This is a genomic window from Buttiauxella massiliensis (assembly GCF_902500225.1).
Classification (GTDB): Bacteria; Pseudomonadota; Gammaproteobacteria; order Enterobacterales; family Enterobacteriaceae; genus Buttiauxella; species Buttiauxella massiliensis.
The window spans coordinates 217,978-240,017 of the sequence record NZ_LR722654.1; the positions used below are offsets into that span (position 1 = coordinate 217,978).

General features: G+C 45.9%; 16 protein-coding genes and 3 pseudogenes. 7 read left to right on the plus strand and 12 right to left on the minus strand.

All coding sequences use genetic code 11. From position 1 onward, the window contains the following. Positions 1–66 precede the first annotated feature (66 nt). A complete protein-coding gene (locus GC128_RS13345) occupies positions 67–1,659 on the minus strand; it encodes an ABC transporter substrate-binding protein (protein ID WP_151994716.1) in 1,593 nt (530 codons plus the stop codon). Positions 1,660–1,859: 200 nt separating this feature from the next. Continuing rightward, positions 1,860–1,943 carry a stress response protein AzuC gene (gene azuC / locus GC128_RS13350; protein ID WP_115628089.1) on the minus strand — a complete coding sequence of 28 codons (84 nt, stop codon included), beginning with the start codon at positions 1,941–1,943 and terminating at the stop codon, positions 1,860–1,862. Positions 1,944–2,158: 215 nt separating this feature from the next. Here azuC and GC128_RS13355 point away from each other — a divergent pair, with 215 nt between their 5' ends. Further along, positions 2,159–3,577, plus strand: coding sequence for an MFS transporter (locus GC128_RS13355; protein WP_151994717.1), 1,419 nt, complete (start codon positions 2,159–2,161; stop codon positions 3,575–3,577). 54 nt (positions 3,578–3,631) lie between these two features. After that, entirely contained in the window at positions 3,632–3,898 is a 267-nt protein-coding gene (locus tag GC128_RS13360) for a hypothetical protein (RefSeq protein ID WP_151994718.1), read from the plus strand. Positions 3,899–3,975: 77 nt separating this feature from the next. Here GC128_RS13360 and GC128_RS13365 read toward each other — a convergent pair whose 3' ends face one another. Together GC128_RS13365 and GC128_RS13370 are read right to left on the minus strand one after the other, a co-directional pair. After that, positions 3,976–4,614 carry an RpiB/LacA/LacB family sugar-phosphate isomerase gene (locus GC128_RS13365; protein WP_034455054.1) on the minus strand — a complete coding sequence of 213 codons (639 nt, stop codon included), beginning with the start codon at positions 4,612–4,614 and terminating at the stop codon, positions 3,976–3,978. 162 nt (positions 4,615–4,776) lie between these two features. Next, positions 4,777–5,931: a methyl-accepting chemotaxis protein gene (locus tag GC128_RS13370; protein ID WP_151994719.1), complete on the minus strand. Its 1,155-nt coding sequence runs from the start codon at positions 5,929–5,931 to the stop codon at positions 4,777–4,779. A 392-nt stretch (positions 5,932–6,323) separates the two neighbouring features. On the opposite strand from GC128_RS13370, the gene yecR reads away from it, so the two are divergent. After that, the gene (yecR, locus tag GC128_RS13375; RefSeq protein ID WP_325063691.1) at positions 6,324–6,617 is read left to right on the plus strand and encodes a YecR family lipoprotein; all 294 of its coding nucleotides are present in this window, start codon (positions 6,324–6,326) and stop codon (positions 6,615–6,617) included. Between the two features lie 227 nt (positions 6,618–6,844). After that, positions 6,845–7,342 carry a non-heme ferritin gene (gene ftnA / locus GC128_RS13380; protein WP_151994721.1) on the plus strand — a complete coding sequence of 166 codons (498 nt, stop codon included), beginning with the start codon at positions 6,845–6,847 and terminating at the stop codon, positions 7,340–7,342. 196 nt (positions 7,343–7,538) lie between these two features. Here ftnA and GC128_RS13385 read toward each other — a convergent pair. Both GC128_RS13385 and GC128_RS13390 read right to left on the minus strand, forming a co-directional pair. Further along, positions 7,539–8,494 (minus strand): annotated as a pseudogene (locus GC128_RS13385) (IS3 family transposase); the annotation flags it as partial. A 53-nt stretch (positions 8,495–8,547) separates the two neighbouring features. Further along, the gene (locus tag GC128_RS13390; protein WP_151994722.1) at positions 8,548–9,132 is read right to left on the minus strand and encodes a UPF0149 family protein; all 585 of its coding nucleotides are present in this window, start codon (positions 9,130–9,132) and stop codon (positions 8,548–8,550) included. A gap of 868 nt (positions 9,133–10,000) precedes the next feature. Here GC128_RS13390 and GC128_RS13395 point away from each other — a divergent pair. Beyond that, complete coding sequence (locus GC128_RS13395; RefSeq protein WP_151994723.1) at positions 10,001–12,226, plus strand: EAL domain-containing protein; 2,226 nt, start codon at positions 10,001–10,003, stop codon at positions 12,224–12,226. Between the two features lie 178 nt (positions 12,227–12,404). Here the strand turns inward: GC128_RS13395 and GC128_RS13400 are convergent. Beyond that, positions 12,405–12,500 (minus strand): annotated as a pseudogene (locus GC128_RS13400) (integrase); the annotation flags it as partial. 141 nt (positions 12,501–12,641) lie between these two features. Further along, a complete protein-coding gene (locus GC128_RS13405; protein ID WP_151994724.1) occupies positions 12,642–13,844 on the minus strand; it encodes a site-specific integrase in 1,203 nt (400 codons plus the stop codon). An 80-nt stretch (positions 13,845–13,924) separates the two neighbouring features. Here GC128_RS13405 and GC128_RS13410 point away from each other — a divergent pair, with 80 nt between their 5' ends. After that, positions 13,925–14,665 (plus strand): hypothetical protein, encoded by a 741-nt coding sequence (locus GC128_RS13410; protein WP_151994725.1) that lies wholly within the window; start codon positions 13,925–13,927, stop codon positions 14,663–14,665. Between the two features lie 637 nt (positions 14,666–15,302). Here GC128_RS13410 and GC128_RS13420 read toward each other — a convergent pair. From GC128_RS13420 to GC128_RS13435, 4 genes and pseudogenes are all read right to left on the minus strand, one after another. Further along, a complete protein-coding gene (locus GC128_RS13420) occupies positions 15,303–16,031 on the minus strand; it encodes a coiled-coil domain-containing protein (protein ID WP_151994727.1) in 729 nt (242 codons plus the stop codon). Then, positions 16,024–17,919, minus strand: coding sequence for a hypothetical protein (locus GC128_RS13425; protein WP_151994728.1), 1,896 nt, complete (start codon positions 17,917–17,919; stop codon positions 16,024–16,026). The genes GC128_RS13420 and GC128_RS13425 overlap by 8 nt, the downstream gene beginning before the upstream one ends. After that, positions 17,888–19,972, minus strand: a complete 2,085-nt coding sequence (locus tag GC128_RS13430; protein ID WP_151994729.1) for a hypothetical protein — start codon at positions 19,970–19,972, stop codon at positions 17,888–17,890. The genes GC128_RS13425 and GC128_RS13430 overlap by 32 nt, the downstream gene beginning before the upstream one ends. A gap of 253 nt (positions 19,973–20,225) precedes the next feature. Beyond that, positions 20,226–20,980, minus strand: a pseudogene (locus GC128_RS13435) (restriction endonuclease); the annotation flags it as partial. Positions 20,981–21,014: 34 nt separating this feature from the next. On the opposite strand from GC128_RS13435, the gene GC128_RS13440 reads away from it, so the two are divergent. Beyond that, a complete protein-coding gene (locus tag GC128_RS13440) occupies positions 21,015–21,548 on the plus strand; it encodes a DUF6979 family protein (protein WP_151994730.1) in 534 nt (177 codons plus the stop codon). Positions 21,549–22,040 lie beyond the last annotated feature (492 nt).

Here is a 22,040-nt window from a genome sequence, read left to right on the forward strand (position 1 = left end):
GGGGAAAACTGTAGGGCGGGCAGCTTACGTTACCCGCCCTACGACTACCTCAGGGCAGTGTGCTAATTATTGTTGATAGATCTTCGACCAATCCTGGAACATATAAACAGGCTTAGGTTCAGCCTCTTTGGTTCCGGCAAAACGTTTATCTACCGCAACCACCGCATTGGTATAAGCAATTGGGTACCATGCCATGTCGTTTGCAACGGTCTGCTGGATTTGCTTATAGATTTCAGCACGTTTGGTTTTGTCAGTTTCAGTGGCGCCCTGGTTCCACAACGCATCGAACGCTGGGTTCTTGTAGTGGGCATAGTTATAAGCTTCGTTGCTCAGGTACAAAGACTTATAGCCATCAGGTTCCATACCCATGATGTAGCCACCCAGACTCAGCTCATAAGAGGTATTTTTCATATCCAGGCTGCGTTGCGACATGGCGTTGGCATCCAGTGGCATCAGCTCAACAGCAATACCCACGTTTTTCAGCTGCTGCTGAATATACAGCCCCATGCTTTCCTGAGTTTTATTGCTATTGATGTAGGCGAGGCGCAGTTTCAGATCCGCAGGAGTGCCCGCTTCTTTCAGCAATGCTTTCGCTTTTTCCACATCGTACTTGTAGGTTTCAACATCGTTAGTCTGATACAGCGTATCTGGCGTCAGAATAGATGCGGCAGGTTGCGCATATTCCAGTGAAGAGAATGCCGCCTGAACCAGTTCATCTTTATTGATGGCATAAGCAATGGCCTGGCGCAGCGCCTTGTTCTTCATACTGTCAATATTCTGGTTAAACGTCATATACGCCAGACGCCCTTCCGGGTAGATAACGAAGTCAAATTTACCGCTACTTTTCAAACGATTGACATCCTGTGGGTCAATCATCTTCATATTGATTTCGCCATTTTGCAGCGCAAGATTGGCAGAGTTGCTGTCTTTAGCGAAACGGTAAGTCACCGTGTCCAGCTTCGGCTTGCCGTTCCAGTAATCATCAAAACGTGTCAGCGAGTAATATTGCCCGGCGCGATATTCTTTGAATTTGAACGGGCCAGAACCAACTGGAGTATCGTTTTTGGTGCTCTTTTCAAGATCGCCACTGTCATCAGCAAACACATGTTCTGGTATTGGGTAAATCTGTACCAGCGTACCTACAAACGCAGCACTCACCTGTGGCAGAGTAAATTTCACTGTCAGGTCATCAACTTTGCTGACCTGAATTGGCTTGTCGCCGTACACAAACATGCTGCGGAAGAAGCTGTGCTGTTTCTCATCAAGCAACTTGTTGAAAGTGAACACCACGTCGCCTGCGGTAATAGGCTTGCCATCTTGCCATTTCAGATTCGGTTTGAGTTTTAAGATGTATGAGAGGTTATCTTCTGAAGGCGTCAGACTCTCAGCCAGAGCCCATTCAATTTTATCGCCATTGAAGCTATAAAGCGGTGCGTATAGCGTCTGCATGATAGTCAGCGTAGTACGGTCGCTGGCATACAGTGGGTTCATCGCTAGCGGATCGCCAGTGGTCACGCCAACAATTAAATTGCCGCCATCCTGGGCTGCTTGTTTAGCCGGTGCAGGAGCAGCCGCAGTTTCAGTTTTTGCATTATCACAGCCAGAAAGGGCCAGGGCCAAAGAGGCAAACAGCGCAGATAACAACAGGGGTTTACGCATTTATTCACGGACTCCGTCTCAATTAGAGACCGCATAGTGCACCAGCCATACCCACAATGTAAATAAGTGTAAAACGCATAACGTTATGCGAAAAAGTGCTAAAGAAGAAATTGTGGATATAAAGATTAATATCGTGGTTAAAAAGGCAAATTTCAGACATAAAAAAACCTGCCGCAGCAGGTTTTTTTCAAGCGGGCAGATTAAAACATGCCAGCCGGTGGTACATCTTTAAAAGTCTTGCAGTATTGCTCGAACATGCTTTTCAGGATTTTGCGCATTTTCATTGTGTGCTCCAGTTTTTTGTTTTGCAGGTGTTGCTCGTTATGCGACTAATAATATGACATCCGTCACACAAATCAATAGTTTTGTGATGCACATCACACATTTTTCTTGTGGATTTTACATCTTCTTCACACAAAATGGCTTGCATATCCACGACTTAACTGGTTAATTGGCTCAACAATTTTTTAAAACATTATTTTAATTTTGAATTTCACTCATGACTAACTCCCCTTCTCCAGCAGCAAAACGTGGCATTTCAGGAATGGCACTCCTGGTCGCTGGCGCTTTTTTTATGGAATTTCTCGACGGGACGGTCATTGCCACCGCGCTGCCGGAAATGGCCCGAACTTTTGGTGTTGATGCCGTTGATCTGAATATCGGTATGAGTGCCTACTTGTTGACTCTTGCGGTATTAATACCCGCCAGCGGCTGGATTGCAGACCGATTTGGCGCACGTAAAGTTTTCACCCTGGCGCTCGGGATCTTCACTTTCGCCTCGGTACTGTGCGGCATTGCCAATACGATTGAGCAGTTTGTCGCGATGCGCATTTTACAGGGAGTCGGTGGAGCGCTAATGGTGCCTGTCGGGCGGTTGGCTGTGCTGCGTACAACCCCTAAACATTTACTGATCACCGCGATTGCCACTCTCACCTGGCCCGCCCTGGTTGCCCCCATTATTGGCCCACCATTGGGCGGGTTTATCACCAGCTACGCCTCGTGGCGTTGGATTTTCTATATCAATTTGCCACTTGGGTTAATTGCCATGGCGCTGGCGTGGCGATTGATTCCCGATATTCATGACGACGACCGTCGTCCATTTGACGGCATTGGTTTTACCGGCACTGCAGTGGCAATGATTAGCCTGGTGTACGGCCTGGAAATGCTTGGGCAATCGCAAATTAATGTGCTGCCAACTGTGAGCTTGCTGGTATTAGGTGCAGCGGCGCTGTGGTTCTCACTGTGGCACTTTAAACACGCTAAGCACCCGATGATTCGCCTTGATGCTTTAAAGGTGCAGACCTTTGGTGTGACAATGTATGGAGGCTCTTTATTTCGTACATCCATCAGCGCAGTGCCTTTTTTATTGCCGTTACTATTCCAGGTCGGTTTCGGAATGGATGCTTTTCATTCGGGTTTACTGGTGCTGGCAGTCTTCGCCGGAAATCTCGCGATGAAACCTGCAACGACATCATTAATTCGCGCATTAGGGTTCAAGAAATTACTCATTATTAACGGCCTTCTGAACGTCGCTTCTCTGCTGGCTTGTGCGTTTCTTACCCCGCACACCGCAATATGGGTGACCATAGCGATACTCTTCTTTGGCGGGATGTTCCGTTCGATGCAGTTTACAGGCATAAGCACCCTCGCCTTTTCAGATGTGCCATCCACGCAAATGAGCTACGCCAACACGCTATTTAGTACCGCAACGCAGCTTTCTGTAGGGCTTGGGATTACGCTTGGTGCGATAGGGATTCGTCTGGGGGAGAAAGTCAGTCAGTGGCTCGATTTAACCGCAATCCCTGGCATTTCTATTAAGATTTCGTTTGTGATGATTACGCTCATTTGCCTGGCAGGTTTGTTTGACCTGCTGCGTTTACCACACAATGCGGGCAGCAGTGTGTCGAAAAAACACTAACCCGGTCGCTGGCCTCAATTACACTTAACGATAGGTCAGGTGTGTGAGGCCACTATGAAACGCTTATCGATATACTTACTTATGATGTTGTCACTGATAGGGTCTCAAGCTTTTGCTGTTGAGATCCAACCTCTTAACAACCCTTCTTTGCATAACCCTTATCCAAAAACCAGTGCTGTGCAGCGAGACTGGCCGGAGCTGATGCCGGAGCAAGGAATAAACAGTAAGCATTGGGATGAGCAGCATATGGCTGCCGAACATCAAAGATGGCCACAAGAGCCAGTTCCACATTTTAGCGGGCGAATCGAAGGATGGCGCTAAAAGCGCCACGAGTTAAAGCGGTGTTGGCACAAAAAATACGGCCAGCAAAGGCTGGCCGTAAGCATGACTAAAAGAGATTAAGCAAGGATTTCGCGTACGAACGCTTCAATCTCTTTGTTCTGGCAGTTTTCGAAGAAACATTTCTGGAAGCGTTCGCCGGTCACCGCGGTTTTCACCAGTTCACGGTCGATAGAACGCAGGGTATCCAGGTAGTTTTCTTTAACAACTGCAGCTTTAACCTGGTTCAGGATACCGGCGTTACGAACCTGTGGCTCTTTACGCTCAATCGGGTAGCCTTCGCCTTTACGGCCAGTAAATGCTTTTTCAAACATGTAACGAACGTTGAGCTCAGCACCCCAGCCGAAGCCTTTAGCGAATGCCAATGACAACGCGTTACCGTTGTTGATTTGTGAGAACAGGAAAGCATCAGCAGGATCCAGGCAGTAGCCGCAAACCACACCCGGGTGGATGTTCAGAGACATCATTGCGCCCTGACCTGTGCCGCAACCGGTCACAACGAAATCTACAGCTTTAGAGTTCAACAGGATACTGGCCATAATACCGAGGTGGATGTAGGTCAGGTGGTGATCCTGCTCATCGCTCATACCTACGTTGTAAACCGGGTACTCTTTCTCAGCAGCAACCGCTTGCAACTCATTAAGAATGATTGCATTTTTGCCAGCCTGACTGTTTTCCATCATCAGTGCTATTTTCATTTCCGTCTCCTGATTGGGTCACGGGATTTCCCGCGGTGAATAGCTTTGGTATGTACTAACGATACTAGCTCACAAACACACTTTCAAATTTAATGAAATTTTGTTTTAAAAAATTAAGGTGCGCTCACACTTCTGCATTCGACTGAGAGCATTCCCACATTTTCAGGCGGGTTTAGCGATGCGGAACATCGCCACAATATCGTTAAGCTGGTGCGCTTGTTTTTCCAGCTCCACTGACGACAGTGCAGATTGATGAACCAGATTGACGTTTTGCTGAGTGACCGCATCCATCTGTCTTACTGCAACCCCCACCTGCCCAATACCCTGACTCTGCTCACCCGAAGCATTGGCAATATCGCCCATAATATTGTTCACTTGAGTGACCGCATTGAGAATCTCCCCCATCGCTTCCCCCGCCTTCTTCACCTGTTCAGAACCAGTATGAATGTTATCAACCGACTCTTTGAGCAAGGTTTCTATCTCTTTCGCCGCCACTGCACTACGTTGCGCGAGATTACGCACTTCACTCGCTACAACGGCAAAACCTCGCCCTTGCTCACCAGCCCGTGCTGCTTCAACGGCAGCATTCAACGCAAGGATATTGGTCTGGAAGGAGATGCTGTTAATCACGGTCGTGATATCGACAATTTTGTGAGAGCTACTGGTTATTGTCTCCATCGTGGACATCACTTTTTTCACCGACTCCCCGCCGTTTACTGCCGTCTTAGTCGCATTTTTTGCAAGTACGCTCGCGTGGCTGGCATTTTCCGCATTCAGCGTAACGGTGCTGCTCAATTGTTCCATGCTGGCAGTCGTTTCTTCTAACGCTGCGGAGAGTTGCTCAGAACGAGAAGACAATTCGTTGTTCACCCCAGCCACTTCCGTGGCATTCCCGCGAATGGTGTGAGCGCTGGAACGAATGTTGGAAACGGCTTTTTCCCAATTCGACTGCATTTTTTGGATCGGTGAAACCATCAAACCAATGCAGTTACTGCCTAAATCAGGTAATTGGGTTTCGAGTTCACCACGCGCAAGAATATGCATATGTGCGCGAATGCTCTCGACCGGCTTCACCAGGCAGAAATAAAGATAGCGTTCAGTTAACAAGGTAATGGCAATGCTTGCTAACACCGAAGCCCCGAGCAAGAAACGAACGATACCGATCCACTTTTCTTGTTGCGCATTCAGTACCAGGTTTTGCTGCAAATCATGTAAAAACCACAGCGCTAGTCCGGAAACACCCAGCCACGCCACTGACGAGAAGATCAGTATCAGCACCACCATGACGCGGATTTTGATATTACGAATAAACCTCATGTTTTGTATTTTCCTGGTGAAATAATAAAAAGTATTTCCTGCACCAGCTGTAGTCACCTCAGCTCCGTTTATTCGGTTTTTGTATACCAATACTGAGAGTAGACCGTGCATTACCAGTATTGTCGGCACGATTCAGCCAAACTTGATGGCAGTTGTGATCAAAATTTAATCACCCTACAAATATTGGTGATGCCCATTTTCAATATTACAAAGCACTAAAATTTATGTTAGGAAAATTCATTTACCTCGCCCTAATTGAAATTAAACAGCATTATGCTGTTGGTCATTTTTCATTTTTGTGCGTGCTAAAATCATTAAAAAGTCATTCGAGCATCAGCATAATGAAAACTGTTTATTTATTTTTAGCCACGGCGTTATTAGCTGGATGTACGGTGAATAAAACACCTGTGCCCGTAAAAAGTAGTGAAGTGGTGGGCGTGGTTCGTTTGGGATTTGACCTCGCGCCATTACAAACGGCAAAAGTGGATACTTATGTTTCGCAATCAGCAGCCAGCCACCAGTGCCAGCAGTGGGGTTACATCGCCGCATACCCTTACGGAGAGCCAATCAAAACCTGTACCCTGACCAGCGGCTCCGTCTGCCTGAGCCAAAAAGTGACGCTTGAGTACCAGTGTCGCGGTGTGGGAATGGAGCGGTATCTGAAAGATGAGAGTGTCGTTCAATAATAGAACAATTATCTTTACGTCATTAACATTAGGGTTGGTTGAGATTTATCTTCTGGCCCTCAAACAAACAGTAATAATTCTTATTTCCAGAACGAATTAATTATAAAGAGAAATAATATTAACAACCATTCTCATTACAATAATATAATTAACAATTCCTTTGCATTATAGAAATAATAAAATTAAAGTAGCGACATTGTTAAATATACATTCTTGTGGAGCGCACCATGCTAAAAGCTGAAATGATCGAAAAACTTAACGAACAAATGAATCTTGAGCTTTATTCCTCCCTGCTTTATCAACAAATGAGTGCCTGGTGCAGCTACCATAGCTTTGAAGGGGCCGCCGCTTTCCTGCGTCGCCATGCTCAGGAAGAGATGGAGCATATGCAGCGTCTGTTTGCTTACCTGACTGATACTGGAAGCTTGCCACGCATTAATGCGGTCTCGGCACCAGACCATGATTACTCATCTTTAGATAACCTGTTTAACGCCACTTACGAACATGAGCAGTTAATTACGCGCAAGATTAATGAATTGGCTCATGCTGCAATGACATCTCAGGATTATCCAACTTTCAACTTCCTCCAGTGGTATGTTTCTGAACAGCATGAAGAAGAGAAGCTGTTCAAGTCCGTACTGGATAAATTAAGTCTGGTTGGAAAAAGCGGTGAAGGTCTGTATTTCGTAGATAAAGAGCTTTCTACCCTCGATACTCAAGCTTAATAAAATATTTCCGGCAAGTATATTTTGCACTTGCCGGTTCTCCTTAACTAAAACTCTCCCTTTCCCTTCTGTAATCCCTGACAATCACTTTTCTGCTAAAAACCTTACACTGTGGCGGATATAAGTTAAGCGTCTATACTCCAAATCAGCACCATCTTATGTCAGTTGATCCTACCCACGTAATGTGGACTCGGCCCTAAGCGAGGTTCTGGTTTTCAAACTGTTCCGGGCTGAGGCCGCCACAGGCACTGTGACGAAGCCACCGATTGTAATCACACTCGATATAATTAAACACCGTCGTCCGCATTATTTCACGGCTGATAAAGTGTTCCCCATGGATACATTCCACTTTCAGCGAATGAAAGAAGCTTTCCGCGCAGGCATTGTCATAACTGCAGCGTTTCGCACTCATACTCCCACGCAGATTATGCTGTTTCATTAATGCCTGATAATCCGCTGAGCAGTACTGCCCGCTACGGTCGGTGTGAACGATAACATTATCTGGTCGTTTACACCGCCAGAGTGCCATTTGCAGTGCATCACAGGCCAGTTGTGCCGTCATCCGTGAAGACATCGACCAGCCGATGACGGCTCGGGACCACAGGTCAATGACCACCGCCAGATACAATCAGCCTTCGTCCGTGCGCAAATACGTGATGTCACCCGCCCATTTCTGGTTCGGGCCTCTGGCGTAAAAAACCTGCTTCAGCAGATTGTCAGACACTGGCATACCGTGCTCGCTGTAGCTGACCGGACTGAACTTACGGGCAGCTTTTGCGCGAAGTCCCTGACGCCGCAGGCTGGCGGCAATGGTTTTGACGTTGTACGCCGGAAGTTCATCCGCAAGCAGTGGAGCTCCATAACGCTGTTTTGCCTCAGTGAATGCCTTACGGACAGCAGCATCACAGACGAGCCGGAAATGCTAACGTGGTGTTATCTGCTGATGACGCAGACGCAAGGCATACCAGCCGCTGCGGACAACCCGCAATACGCGACACATGGCTTTGACGGTGAATTGAGCCCAATGCTTTTCAATAAAGACATACTTCATTTCAGGCGCTTCGCGAAGTATGTCGCGGCCTTTTGGAGGATAGCCGTCTCCTCGTCCCGTTCAGCCAGTTACTGCTTAAGGCGGGCATTTTCAGTAGCCAGACAGCACGCCGAATGCTGCCTGGTTATTAAAAGAAAGATTTTGTGGCGAGTAATTAATGTAAAACTTCCGACCCAGCCTCACGCATTTCTTGCCAGTAATGATGCAGTTGCAACGCAGCAGGACCAATTGCTGCCTGGCTGGCTTCATATTCTTGCTCAGTCATTTGCTCAAGCTTTGCAATATGCGCTTCATCACCATGTAGAGCTATCGTTTCCAGCGCGGTTTCCAGTTGTTCTGGCAATGCCTCCCAGTTACTCAGTTCAACACCACGCATATAGCCAAAACACCACTCTTCTACAATGGTGTATTCCTTGCCATCAATTTCGCGTAAACCAAATAGCGGCTCAAACTGATCCGGAGCATGACACAGTCGCTCTGCAATATCGTTCATATGCTGGCATGCGAGATCGTTAAAGCGTTGCTGCTCCTTTTCACTCTCCCAATGAGGCAATTGTGATTCACCGCCCCAAAGTGCAGTTTGCCACTGCGTGAGTTGAATCGTTCCAGGGGCAGAAAGAATAGCAGTGAGCATCCCGTCCAACTCGGACACATCCAGTACGGAATCATCGTTACCATACTGAGTGAGGGTATCATCCAGCCATTCCAATTCTTCTTCGTTTAGTGGCCCTTGATTCATACTGAGTTCTCCAGAGTTTGTGCGATTTTTAAGCCAATGTTGATGCAAAGACTCATACGATTGATTTCAGCCTGTAGTATGCCGTTATATTCCTCTAAGAATGAAAGATTTGTCAGAATGCATTCATAAAACTCCGATAACCATAAGAACAAAAATCACCCAAAAGTGATCTAACGGAAAGGCTTATCATTGATTTTATTACCAAGGTGCTCAAGGTGGGAGTTGTCGCCCAGCTACACATAAGTGTGCGGGCGATAGATAGCCATAGCGAGGAAAAGAGCAGCCTTCTCTATAGCACAAGTATCAGCAAGAAAAATCGAGTACAATTATATAGCCCAAACTAAACAAGTTTTGAGTATAAAATATTCAAATACTCAAGATTAATTTATTAGCAATATTCACTGGTAATACTGACCTTAATATATGAAAGCATTTAAACCAGGAAAAATGATAAAGTTTTAGCACATCCCTATCACTTATTGAGTCTTCGTTGCACACGTGCTGGTGTAACTTATCAATACAACATATAGAAACCATCAAATAACATTAACTTAACAAGTGACATTTTGATAGTTTTTAACTGCTATTTTTAGAGTTGATGACCTTAAAAACCTATCACAAAATCTATTTATATTGATTCACTGAACATTTTGAACGATCATTTACATGATACAGAAATATCTCTTTCATCTGGTTGGGTGGATGGTTACGACGGTTTTATCGATCCGATTCAGAACCATTTTTTCACGGCATATCACCCCTTCAAGTAGCAGTAAAGAAAATTTCTGATATTTCGAGCACATTTAATGTGTAATTTTACACATTAATTATAGCCATCTATAAAAAATTATTTAACAGAGAAGAAAGCATGTTATTGGCAGAAGCCAAAGATGATATTTTAATCAAAAGAATGATAGGCCCTTTGTGTATCGGAGTGGCTTTTTTCTTCTTTCAGTTTCTGGCCGAGTCCCTTACCGCTCAGGAACATATTGCAGATGCGACAATTCGGTTTTATGACCTTACGCTACCGCTGATTTCTGCTTTGCTGGTGTTATACAGAAAGAAGGCACTTCCCATCCTGGGGATATTTTTCCTTTATTCGATTTCTAGTCATCCGTTATCAGCGAAACTGACTCTAACGTCCCAGCTGCTGGCAGCACTCATCAGTCAGCTACTGTATTACTGGCACACAGGAAAACGTGGTACGGTCAGTTTTGGGCGAAGTCAGTTAACTCCCCGACGCATTGGTTGGCTTGTTTGCTGTAATTCTTTGTTATGTATAACTTTTCATCACTCACTTAAGACTTATTTTGATCCAGAATCAGCCACTGAAATTTTTACAGTACAGACTCTGATTAACCTGCAATGGATGATGAACTCTTGTATTACGGGTATTCCCTTTTGTTATCTTTTACTTCGGGTCTGCCATAAGCCTGCATGGGGACTTCAATATTTAAGACACGTAAGAGCATCAGTAAAATCAGGCCCATCCATTTTATATCAGGCAATTTGGTGGTTTTTACTGCTCATAATTATGTACTGCCTGATTTCAAAAAATCTCAATACGCTGCTCTTTACTGATTATTCTTTACTGTGGTTATTACCGGTAATGTTATGGGGGACAGTTCGTATTGGGCATGCTTTGGTGGCTCCTGTATGGGTCATCATACTGGCATTGCTGGGAAATTATATTGATGGATATATTTCAATAGCAAATACCCTTACAGATGCCAACCATCTGCACAGCTTAATCATATCATCCACAACAATTTTCATTTTCTCCCTGACCATTGTTGCAACAGGAGTGATATCTGCGCACAACCTAAAATACTCCCAGCATGTCAGCAGACTGTACCGCTCCGAGCCAAACACTGGATTGCTAAATTTTCAGGCTCTGAGTATGGATATAGATAAACACTCAGCGGAAGCATTATGCCTGATTCGTTGCCCTGAGCTAAATGAGCTTGAACAGACTTATGGTGTGGAGTTTCGCTTTGAATTTGTTAAAGCGTTAAGTTCGTATATAACAGGCTTATTACCATGTTGTGGCCAGGTTTATTACAGCCCTGGTCATGGTATAATTCTAAGGCTAAACACGCTCCCAGACGTCCCCGTATTTTACAGATCACTAAGGGTTTTCCGCTTTCAATGGAAAACATCTATCCTCGGGCTAAATTGTGGGGTGGCTTATACTAGTGATAAAAGAATCATCCGCAACTTATCAGAAGCAATAAAACAGTTAAACATTAATAGTTATATTTCCTTGTTGCATGGAAGACCGTTATCTCTGAGCCCGACGGTTCCTGGTGATAACATTGTTGAGTCAGGGATGATACGCGATGTTCTGCAACAAGCTATCGACAGACAATCGTTGTTGCTAATGGCACAGCCAATTGTATCCACGGTGCTCACCGCACAACCTGTTATCTCTGTTCGGGGTAAAATTCATTACCATGAGATCCTTATTCGCCTCAAAACAGCAGATGGTAAACTAATTTTTCCTGATACCTTCCTTCCCCTGGCACGCAAAGGTGGCCTGCTGCCTGCACTGGATATCACGGTAATTGAACAAACTTTCCGCTTTATGCAGACAAGGAAAGTCTCAGACCCTGATTGTTATTTTTCAATCAACCTGACGCCAGAGTCACTTTACCAAACTGACTTTCTGGATAATGTCTCTACATTATTCAAAAAATACAGCATAGCTCCTTACCGTATTATTTTTGAAATTATTGAATCTGAAATTCTTGATAATGACAATGTCTCAGACATCCTGAGAAGTCTGCGTAATGCGGGCAGTAAAATTGCCATTGATGACTTTGGCACCGGCTCCTCAAGTTATGACAGATTGCGTGTTCTGAATGCAGATATTTTAAAAATCGATGGTTCTTTTATCAAAAATATTATTGATGATCCATTTAGCTACTGTGCCGTTAAATCATTTTGCGAAATGGCGAAATTGAAAAATATGGAGATAGTTGCAGAGTTTGTTGAAAACGAAGAAATCGCGCAGATGCTAACTGAGATGGGTATCGATTGGTTACAGGGATACCATATTGGAAAACCTATCCCCGTTGAGCAAGCAGAGCTGTAGCTTTGTATTAAGCTAATTGTCGCATTTGACTCAGAAACCGCTCAACAACCCGGCAGCCTAAAATCCTAATAGGCTGCCGGGCTGGTTTTACATTATCAGGCTGTGGTTTGTCGTTGATTGCAGCCTATGAGCACAAAACGTGAATTTCAGGCATAAAAAAACTGTAAGCACACCCGTTTTAGTTCCACGCACTTTTTGAGATTTCCGGGTTATCAGCCATCAGCCGGTATTCTTCCGGCGTCAGGTTATTCAGGGATTCATGAGACCGCTCGCTGTAGTGGATCACAATGTCAGGAACCGGTCATCGCGAGTCACCTCTGCTATCTTTCCGGCAGTTTCTGTGACTGTATTCTGACTACCGCACTTAGGGCACTTTAACGGCATAATCATTCTCCACGTTTAAGGGACGCTAAAATCACTGTTCTTTACTGGTAGCTACGGGGGTTAATAGAAGGTCGGTAACACCCTGCCCGGTCTGACGCATTCGCTCTAGTGTCAGTTTTGCGTAGCGCTCCGTACTCTGAATACTGGCATGCGCCAACTGGGCTTTAACGTCATACAGACTGTACTGTCCACTGGAGACAAGTAATGATGCGACGGAATGGCGCGTGGTGTGGAAACAGACTTCACTTTTATCTATCCCGCACTCTGCCAGTATTTTTTCATAGGCCCACTGGGGTTCAGATATCGGTTTTCCATTATCTTTTACGGCAAACAGATAGGGATTGCTGCCAGCCCGTGGGATCGAATCAATAATCGACAACGCGACATCACTGAGATACACAGTTCTGCTGCGACCATTCTTAGTATAAGGAATGAACAAGGACCTGTTATCCCGATCAATATGTTTGTGCATGACGTTAAGCATTTCTGATTTGCGGGTACCGGTTAACAACAGCATGGCTATCAGTCCCCCGGCAGCCTTATTGGGATATCGTGCCGCAGCGTCGAGGATCCTCCTGATCTCATCAGCGTCAAAAAAGCGCGTCCGCTGATTGTTCTCCTTCAGCAAAGGGATCTTATCGGCTTCATTCTTCTCAAGGACATCCTGTCGTAGCGCATAACGCCCCATGGTTTTCAGAATAGCCAGTGCCCTGTTACAGGTAGACGGTGCATACTGCTGGCTGTGAATACGACCCTCAAGCATGTCGAAAAGCACCTGCTGGATTTCCCGGACCCGAAGGTCGCAGTAACGTATCTTCCCCAGACTAGGTTCAATGTATTGCGTGAAACGCTGAACATCCTTATCCCAGGACTTTTTATGGCGCTTGATGAACGGAACATAGGTCTGGTGAAAAAACTCACTAAGCGTTGGCATCGCCCGATAATTATCGCGCTCTGCCTTAGGGTCATTTCCCAGTGCAATCGCCTCCTTGTGACGACGAGCTATCTGACGGGCTGTCCCCACATCGATTTCAGGGAATCTGCCAATACTGATACTTTTTTTGGTACCGTGGAATGTGTAGCGCTGGAGGAAACGTTTGTTACCCGTTCGACCTGAGAGGCATTTGAGGCCAATTACTTCGGTATCAGATACCTCAAGCTCTGTAGATCTGGTATCTGTGTTTGCCGGAAGGGCTTTGATGGATGAATTGGTGAATCGGAAGGATTTTTGCATAATTATCCTCATGTATCTGATTGATATCATGAAAATAATATATATCTGAAGGTGTATTTATTACAGGATAGGATTGAAGAATGGAAAGGCTATTAGACGCGTACAAACGGATATTACAGGAAGTTGACGCCCAGTCATTTAACCTGAATGAGGATAAATACTCAGGCGTCTTTTTACCTGTGCCCTTTGAAGAATACGGGCACTCACCGGTAAAAATCATGCTGGTTGGACGTGAAACCGCTGGCTGGAATACGCTGAATTGTAAGAATACGATATCACGGGTGTTGGGACTTATACCTGACGTCACCATCGGGCAGGTGGTTGCAGAGGCTGTAGATCGTTACAGGAATCATCTTCCGGTACAAAATGATGGCACCACAAACCTCAAATCACGTAGCCGCTTCACGCAATATCATTTCCGGCTTGCCCGGGAGCTCGATATTCATCCTCAGTCAATCGTGTATGCCAATCTACTGGCGTGGGATTACGCCGGACTGACCCCTCTCAATCGCCCTCAAAATGAAGTGCAGGAAGTCATATTAGCCTCGCTGAAACTGCTGGCGGTACAAATTAAACACCTTGAGCCTGATTTCATCATCTTTGCATCCGGAGCCCAGAGGACAGACTACATCATAAAACAGGTGCTTACTGAGCTAGGCGGCTATGTGACTTCTTCAGTCATTCCGGGGAAGCTGTGGGAGTTCAAAACCGGTAATACAATCTGTTATAGAATTGCCCATCCAAGGGCTATGCGCGGACACCAGAAGTACAGAGATGAGGTGATTGCACGAATTAAGCAACTTTGTACTCAGGGTGGCTAGAGCATTACAGCTTGCTCAGCAGGCCCCCCCTTCCCGGAAGAGTACCGGGAAACAGGCAAAGCGGCCTGGTTCTCTATGCTAGAGGCGACACGTTCGATTCGGCATTGCCAGGCTGGAGATTGCAGCTCATTGCACTCCGTGAGCACAGGATATGCACAAAACGTGAATTTCAGGCATAAAAAAACCACCCGTAGGTGGTTTCACGACACTGCTTATTGCTTTGATTATTCTGATGTTTCCCATGGTGCCCGGGGCGGGACTTGAACCCGCACAGCGCGAACGCCGAGGGATTTTAAATTCTACGCAGAATCATGGCGTTACATAGATATTCATAGCAGGACTTAGCTGGCGTTAACTATCCATCTTTGCTGTAGTTAGCAGAAAATAGATAGTCATGGATAGCTTTGAGCACAGAAACGGCGCAGATATGAGTTCAAGCCGAAAGTATTCACCTTAGTTAAATCAATTTGCTGAATGCGACGCTAACAGTGAACGGCAAAGTGTAAACCCAACATCGCGCCCAGCTGACGCTGAGCTGCCAGCAGCGTATCAACTCGCATTAGTCCACTCAGAATGCGCATAGTTATGCGCAAATTACTTAAACGGGCTGTGAAGTAAAACGAGCTATCATCCCTAGTCAGACTCCATGCTGAATGAAAAACAGGGTGGTCATGCCCACCAGAATGAGTGTATTCACCAGCGTGAATCCAGTGGACAGCTTGCCCCAACGGCGGTTTGTCTGCAGCTCTGCACGTTGTTTATCCTCTAAGGTGAGCATTTGTTGATGCAGAGATTTATTCTGTTCCGTGAGCGACTCCAGCATCACGTTTTGCGCCTGCATCTCGGCAAGAGTAGCGGAGAACAGTTGTTCCTGAAGGGCCGCCTGCTGATGGCTCAACGCCACATGCTGTTCCGTAAGGGCTGTCAACGCTGCGTTTTGCTCCTGAAGTTTAGCACTCTGTTGGGGCAATTGTTCATGGATGCGTTGTAGTTGTTCGCCCTGTTCCTGATGATGCTTACTACTCTGTTGCTGGAACATGTCATGCAGCGCGGTAGTGTCCGCTCTGTTCTGCGCCAGACTGTTCAACAAAGTAAGATAATGTCTTAGAGCATCATCTTTGGAATCATTCAATTCGCGAGTCTGCTCACCGAGCATATCGGATATCGTCTCAAGCGATCCCGTCAGTTTTTTAAATTCAGCGACGAATTTTCGGTCGAGATTAAAAAGTTTGTCATTACTGTCGTCAATACTCTTCTTCTGCCCGTCCAGTTCGCGTCGCAAATGCTCCAAAAACAAATCCTGCACCAGTTGGTCCAGTAACTGTTCATCGTTGGCCATTTCCGCTACAACAAGGTTTTTATTCAATTTTACTGCTCTCCTCGTCTAAGGATTTTACGTAGTCAAAATCATTGTTCAACGCTTTATACATCAACAACCAGCCAAGGCGTTCGCTGCGGCTGATGTCCGGTTTTTTAGCGTTGACCTCGATTTCACGCGCCCGGGTATTTTTCGCCGAAAGAATGGCATTCAGAAATTTTTTACTCTCGTGATGCCGCTGTGAATAACGAGTTAACGACTCGTCGAACTCCTGCTTGATCTGGACGAGCCGCGGCTGTGTGTGCTCCTTTTTTTTCAGTAACTGAGCCACGATACGCTCCAGTCGGTGCGCTGTGCGCTCATTTTTGACAATGTTTTTATTCAGGGCGCATTCTTCTGTATCGAACTTAACCTTAATGCGTTCGTGGAAAAGAGCCGTTAAGCAGTTGGCGTCTTTAAAGCACGCCTCATTGATCTCATCCTGGTCTTCCCTGCGGGTTTTCTCGCGAAAATAGGTTTCAAACCAGTAGCCATTCAGTCTGGTTAACACCCGATCTAAGTTAGCCATCTTCGGCCCCCTTTCAAGGGGAAGCTGGTAGGCTTCCAGCAGATCATTCCAGCGTTTTGTAAACGTTTCTCGATATCTATGAATCTGCGTCTTAAGGGAATCAAGAGTTGGCGATAGGTATACAGCTAATTGCGAGATTGTCTGGAACAAGTTCGAATCGTTATCAAAATTTTCACTTAACGCGTCATCACGCTTTTGTAATAGAGCTTGCTGCTTCAGTTTTAATTTCTGGTACTTATCGCTATTACTGCTAACCCGTTTCTCGTACATCTCAAGATACTCTTGCAGTCGTAAGAGTTGTTTTAGCAGCAACGTTTTTTCCGTTTCGTAATACCCCTTTTCGACGCTCATCTGCTGTTCAATGATATTCGGCAGAGCGTAACCCGTGCGCAAGCGTGAAAGCGGGTTTGACGCTTGATGCAGAGAGTCGAGTAAATCTTGCAACACATCTCGCCGTAAATCGCGGCACTGCCGGGTGAACTCATCGTTCTCGGCATTGATTGCCAGCCAGGTATGTCCACACTCTACGGGGTAGATCAGTTCGCTGATGCTTTCAGGCAAGCCCAGCTCCATGGTATTGATCTGATCAAGCAAAAATGTCCGCATCGCCTTTTTATCAAACCGTTTTTGCTTGATCAAACGCTTGAGTGTGGCATCTGAATAAGCCCTCGTCAGAACAATCTTGTAGCGGTGGCGTTGCCAGTGCCAGTCGTTCAGCATGGCATTGTCTAGCTCTTCTGGCTTCAGGAAGGTCAACGCATCTGCCTTACCGGTTAGTAGCACCACGTCGGCAGAGGCAAGATAGCGACTGGCAAGCATGTTGACATAATACTGCTCATTGGCGTTGGTTGAATGAGTGCCAGGTAAATCGCGGATCAACAACTGAGCATTACACTGTTGCTGCAAATCGAAAAAACGCCGGGGTAGGAACACATCCACACTTTGGAATTCTCGTACCCCCAGCTCAACATCCTGGCGAAAGCCAGCAAAAATGACCTTCGACTCCTTGTCGCTAAATCGGGAAGTACCATTCTCGCGATGACTGAAGTACCAGAAGTCGTCTTTCGACATACGATAGCGATAAGTGCGAGCCGTGGACATCGTGCCCAGATCTTGTTCGCCGCGTAGCAAAGTATTGAGTTCGGTGAAGCAATCATCGCGAATGCCCAGTAGAGTCAGGATCAGGGAGGTTTTACCGACCTGAGCCGGACCGTACAGGATCACTGAAACTTGCTTGCAAGCATTGTCTGTCGCCTGGATTAAGCGTTGTGCGTCAAACTTCTCTAGAAAGGCAACAAAACTCTCTTCTGCCCACAAGTAACGCTCCTGGCTAAGATCAGCCCAAGATTTTTCGGAAGTGAGTTTCATACAGTTTTGCTTCCTTTTGCGCGGCAACTAGCTTCTTAATAGCGAGAGTCAGTGCGCTTCGATTTGCGAGGGCATCCGTTTCGCCAAACATATGCTTGAGGTTGTACGCAATATGCTCTCTAAGTTCGGTAATCATCTCCTGATAATTGCCGATGACGGTTTGTTCGTTATGGAACGCCAGCTCCTCCATCGCACGACGAATATAATATATTTGCGCTTTATCACTGTCGCGAATCACACCTGTTATTTGGTATATGCCATAGGCCACACTGGCTACCAAAGCAGCTTTGCCTACCAACGCCAGCGGAGTAAATCCATCTTCGCTATTTGGCGTGATCTTACCGTCCACCGCTCCATCTGCCGCATCAGCCCCTAGAAACGCCATCATAGCCGTTTTAATAGGGTGGTACTGTTCGCTGCTGGAAAAGAGGGCATCAAATATTTGCTTGGGTGGTATCTCTTCTGCCAGTTGGGTTGTACAAGCAGGATCTAGATGCATTGCAAGCCTAGAACGTGCATTTTCCAGCATTAAGGCAGGCATAATCTTCAGCACCGCAGCGAGGTTTTTAGGCGAAACTTGATGCTCTTTGCCCGGCTTTTTAAGCAGTGTATACAAACCCTTCGCCAGCTCGGGATCCTTCATCGTGTACTCTGTCTGCTTATCCTGAACCAGATAACCCATTCTCCCGGCGGTAGAGAGTGCCAACAACTGCTGGTTTTCAACAGCAGGCAAGAGCCCTTGGGCACGAAGCACTCGAGAATTTACAGACGTTAGAGCTTTGAAGTTATGCTCGTGGATACTGACGTTTTCGTACTGCTTATCCCAGGCGTCGATAATACGTCGACTGCGCTCGTCATCCACTTCTATGCCGCGCAACGACAGACGCCGCGCAAAAATTTTGAGGTTGTTTTGAAAACCAACCTCTTCGCTTTTATAGTTTTCTTCACAATGCCTAAGTGCATCAGTAAAGTGCTGACGGGTCTGCTTTTTAATCGCTGCGCGTAATTTTTGCTCATGGTTGGCGGCAGATTCATCAAAAGCCTCAAGGATCTCTTCTACCATGGATTCATGATGCTGCTGCTTATCCGCCAATATTTTCAAATCATTAATAATTTCGGACACATCTTCGCGAATAAGCGCCATAAAATTATCCAACGCAATTGCTTCAGACGCCGCGCTGCTAGTGAGCTTATTGGTCACCGTCTGGCGCAGTGCATCAATCCAAATATCGCTATTGCCGGAGCCTGTCGCTACGATATCCTCTTTTGTCATTCCAACATTGGGGAAAACACGTTCAGCAGCACTGGTCTTGAGCTGTTCGATTTCCTGTAAACCGAGCAACTCAGTTTTGCTGATGACCACCACAGGGCCTCGGTCACTGAAGTTATCTCGCAAATCTTGCAATACACCAGATTTGCTGTCGTTGGCTAACAGAGAGGCGTCAGTCACGAATATGACGCCACGGGCGTTAACCAATACGTGGCGCATCATATCCTGCCAGAGGTAGTTTTTGCTGGTGATTAACTCATAGCCCGGTAGCAGCGCCCAGGTCACCTGTTCATCAATGAACGAGCTTTTCTTGCTGATCAGTAGTTTGGGGTAGAGCAGCTTAAAACCTGCTTTTTCATAGCGACGAACACTGTTCCAGTCGCGAAGGAGGTTTTGAAGTTGCTCCCCACCCTCGCCTTTTTGCTGCTCAATTTCGCCTGTTTTAAGGTTCAGGCACTGATAGACTACCTGCGGAAAGTCGGCGGGGTCGCCATCCACCTGTTCGATAAAAAGCGGCACCTGCTCGCCACGACCCGGATTGGCGTCTAACCATTCATCATCAATACCGAGAATAGTTTTCGCCAGGGTTGTTTTACCGGCCCCTTGCATACCCGCGATGGCGTAAATGGATTCTTGCTGCAAAAGTGTCGTCAGTTCCACCTGACGCAAAACATCGGTAATGTGATCGACATTTTCTGTTGCTTCACCGTGCTCAATGGAGAGTTCGAGCGCAGTAAGTAACGCACTACGAATATTCTGTAAGGTATTGATATTAATTGACATGCTAAGTCCTTCCTGATCGTTAGTATGCAGTGTCACGACACATTTTCTTTTTTTCTCAATATACCCGAGGAAGCGTTCCCCCCGGTTTAATTTCGCAACCTGCTTTTCATGCGCGATTCTTTTAGACGTGAGCCTGACACATTGGAATGCCCCCAAGGGGTAAACACAACTTAAAGGCGTTATCCTGGCTCAGTAAAAAAGACTCTGAATGGTGCAAGTACGAAGCGTGTAATAAATTCGTAACTTACTAATTCTAATTAAAATCTTCAATTATCTTCTGATTATAATCATCCAGATACTTTTGTAGTTCATCCCTGTCGACTAGACGTACCATGGCAGATTCAGCCAGCTCTTTTGCAGAACGAGTGAACCAAGAGTTAGTCACAACCATCGCCTCATCACAGCCATAAAAAGTTTTAGCAGAGATCACCTGCTGTACCGCAGAATTACCCACGGAGCCGGAATAATTCTTCGCCTGAATAACCATATTTTTACCGAATCGAGTAACAAAGAGATCTGCGCCCTGGTCTTGCGTCCTCTTCGTTCCTTTGACGTCATAGCCCATAGTCTGGAATATTTCCACAAGGAAATTTTCGAACTGGAAACCATCCATTGCATCTACTAAATACATGGTAACGAATTTGTTAGGATTAAAATGCTCAAGTCGTGTAGCTAATCTATCAACCAAAATATCAAAATAAATACGCTCACACACAGCCAAGTATTTTTAACTTCTTCGAATGAAACCAAAGGTACACTAGGCGTGGTATCAGCCTTGTCATTGAATTCTACTGACGGGAACTCTATCTTGTTGCTCCAGAGATAGAATAGAAACAACGAAAGGTCTGCCCGAAAAGTAGTACCCGCCTCTTCAATCCATGATTTCAAGGATTCGGTAAATGTAGATTTGATATGTCTTTTAACTTCCTTAGCAAAACCATAAAAAAGAGCGTTAAATGATGTTGTAAGGAGTAATTTATCTAATAACTCAGGTAACTGCTCAAGCTCAATCCAACAAACTCATTTAACAGTATGGCAAGTGATGAAAGCTAACCAAAGCAGCTACGGCATTATCACCCTTCATGCAGTTGAACTTATCAGACAACAACTATCCCCGATAGAAGCCTGGCATAGAGCTGTTGCAGGAAAAGAAAAAGGCTGTCCTAAATCAGCATTCCTGGGCTTATGCCAGTTTGGCTGGGTTAAAGATGTTCCACGTGGGGAATATCTTTCATCCCGTGCATTAAACGGGCCTAATAAGGATTATACGATCCGGGCTGCTCAGCTTTTACTGGCAGACTCTGAAGCTGTTTATACTCCTCGTCAGCTTTGGACATTAAGTATTGCGGATCTTAACCAGCCTCCGGCTAACCACAATCAGCAAATGAATGTTGCACTTGCTCTCTCAAAGAGGCGGGATTACTTATTGAAGGAGTGGTGCCTTAACCGATACATGCCGAAACAGACCGGATACTTACCGGAAACTCCTCGACTCAGTTGTATTCATTATGCTGGAGATAAGGGCATGAGTATTTGCATTAACACGCTCGGGTTTGCTGTTCATTGCACTCCGTGAGCACAGGATATGCACAAAACGTGAATTTCAGGCATAAAAAAACCACCCGTAGGTGGTTTCACGACACTGCTTATTGCTTTGATTATTCTGATGTTTCCCATGGTGCCCGGGGCGGGACTTGAACCCGCACAGCGCGAACGCCGAGGGATTTTAAATTCTACGCAGAATCATGGCGTTACATAGCTTTTCATAGCAGGACTTAGCTGGCGTTGACTATCCCTCTTTGCTGTAGTTAGCTGGAAATAGATAGCCGTGGATAGCTTTGTGCACAGAAACGGCACAGACGCTCGAAATCACCAAGCAGTGGGTCATCCATGCAGCATTTATCTAAATGAATGTAATCTCCAGGATTTCCGGAGAGGGCATGTAAGTATCCCACCAAAATGGCCCATTCACTTTTAGAGATCTTCCGACATACTGATTATGTCCCCGAGGAGATCGCCATGCGTAAAATCCGGTTCACCGAGCACCAAATCATCGCCGTACTGAAAT

What these genes read in the sequence shown, in the direction of transcription:
- GC128_RS13360 (WP_151994718.1), top strand. Translation starts at nt 3,632, where the DNA reads ATGAAACGCTTATCGATATACTTACTTATGATGTTGTCACTGATAGGG.
- GC128_RS13405 (WP_151994724.1), bottom strand. Translation starts at nt 13,844, where the DNA reads ATGCAAAAATCCTTCCGATTCACCAATTCATCCATCAAAGCCCTTCCG.
- GC128_RS13370 (WP_151994719.1), bottom strand. Translation starts at nt 5,931, where the DNA reads ATGAGGTTTATTCGTAATATCAAAATCCGCGTCATGGTGGTGCTGATA.
- GC128_RS13355 (WP_151994717.1), top strand. Translation starts at nt 2,159, where the DNA reads ATGACTAACTCCCCTTCTCCAGCAGCAAAACGTGGCATTTCAGGAATG.
- GC128_RS13345 (WP_151994716.1), bottom strand. Translation starts at nt 1,659, where the DNA reads ATGCGTAAACCCCTGTTGTTATCTGCGCTGTTTGCCTCTTTGGCCCTG.
- GC128_RS13410 (WP_151994725.1), top strand. Translation starts at nt 13,925, where the DNA reads ATGGAAAGGCTATTAGACGCGTACAAACGGATATTACAGGAAGTTGAC.
- GC128_RS13390 (WP_151994722.1), bottom strand. Translation starts at nt 9,132, where the DNA reads ATGAATCAAGGGCCACTAAACGAAGAAGAATTGGAATGGCTGGATGAT.
- azuC (WP_115628089.1), bottom strand. Translation starts at nt 1,943, where the DNA reads ATGAAAATGCGCAAAATCCTGAAAAGCATGTTCGAGCAATACTGCAAG.
- ftnA (WP_151994721.1), top strand. Translation starts at nt 6,845, where the DNA reads ATGCTAAAAGCTGAAATGATCGAAAAACTTAACGAACAAATGAATCTT.
- GC128_RS13440 (WP_151994730.1), top strand. Translation starts at nt 21,015, where the DNA reads ATGAAAGCTAACCAAAGCAGCTACGGCATTATCACCCTTCATGCAGTT.
- GC128_RS13395 (WP_151994723.1), top strand. Translation starts at nt 10,001, where the DNA reads ATGTTATTGGCAGAAGCCAAAGATGATATTTTAATCAAAAGAATGATA.
- GC128_RS13430 (WP_151994729.1), bottom strand. Translation starts at nt 19,972, where the DNA reads ATGTCAATTAATATCAATACCTTACAGAATATTCGTAGTGCGTTACTT.
- GC128_RS13425 (WP_151994728.1), bottom strand. Translation starts at nt 17,919, where the DNA reads ATGAAACTCACTTCCGAAAAATCTTGGGCTGATCTTAGCCAGGAGCGT.
- GC128_RS13365 (WP_034455054.1), bottom strand. Translation starts at nt 4,614, where the DNA reads ATGAAAATAGCACTGATGATGGAAAACAGTCAGGCTGGCAAAAATGCA.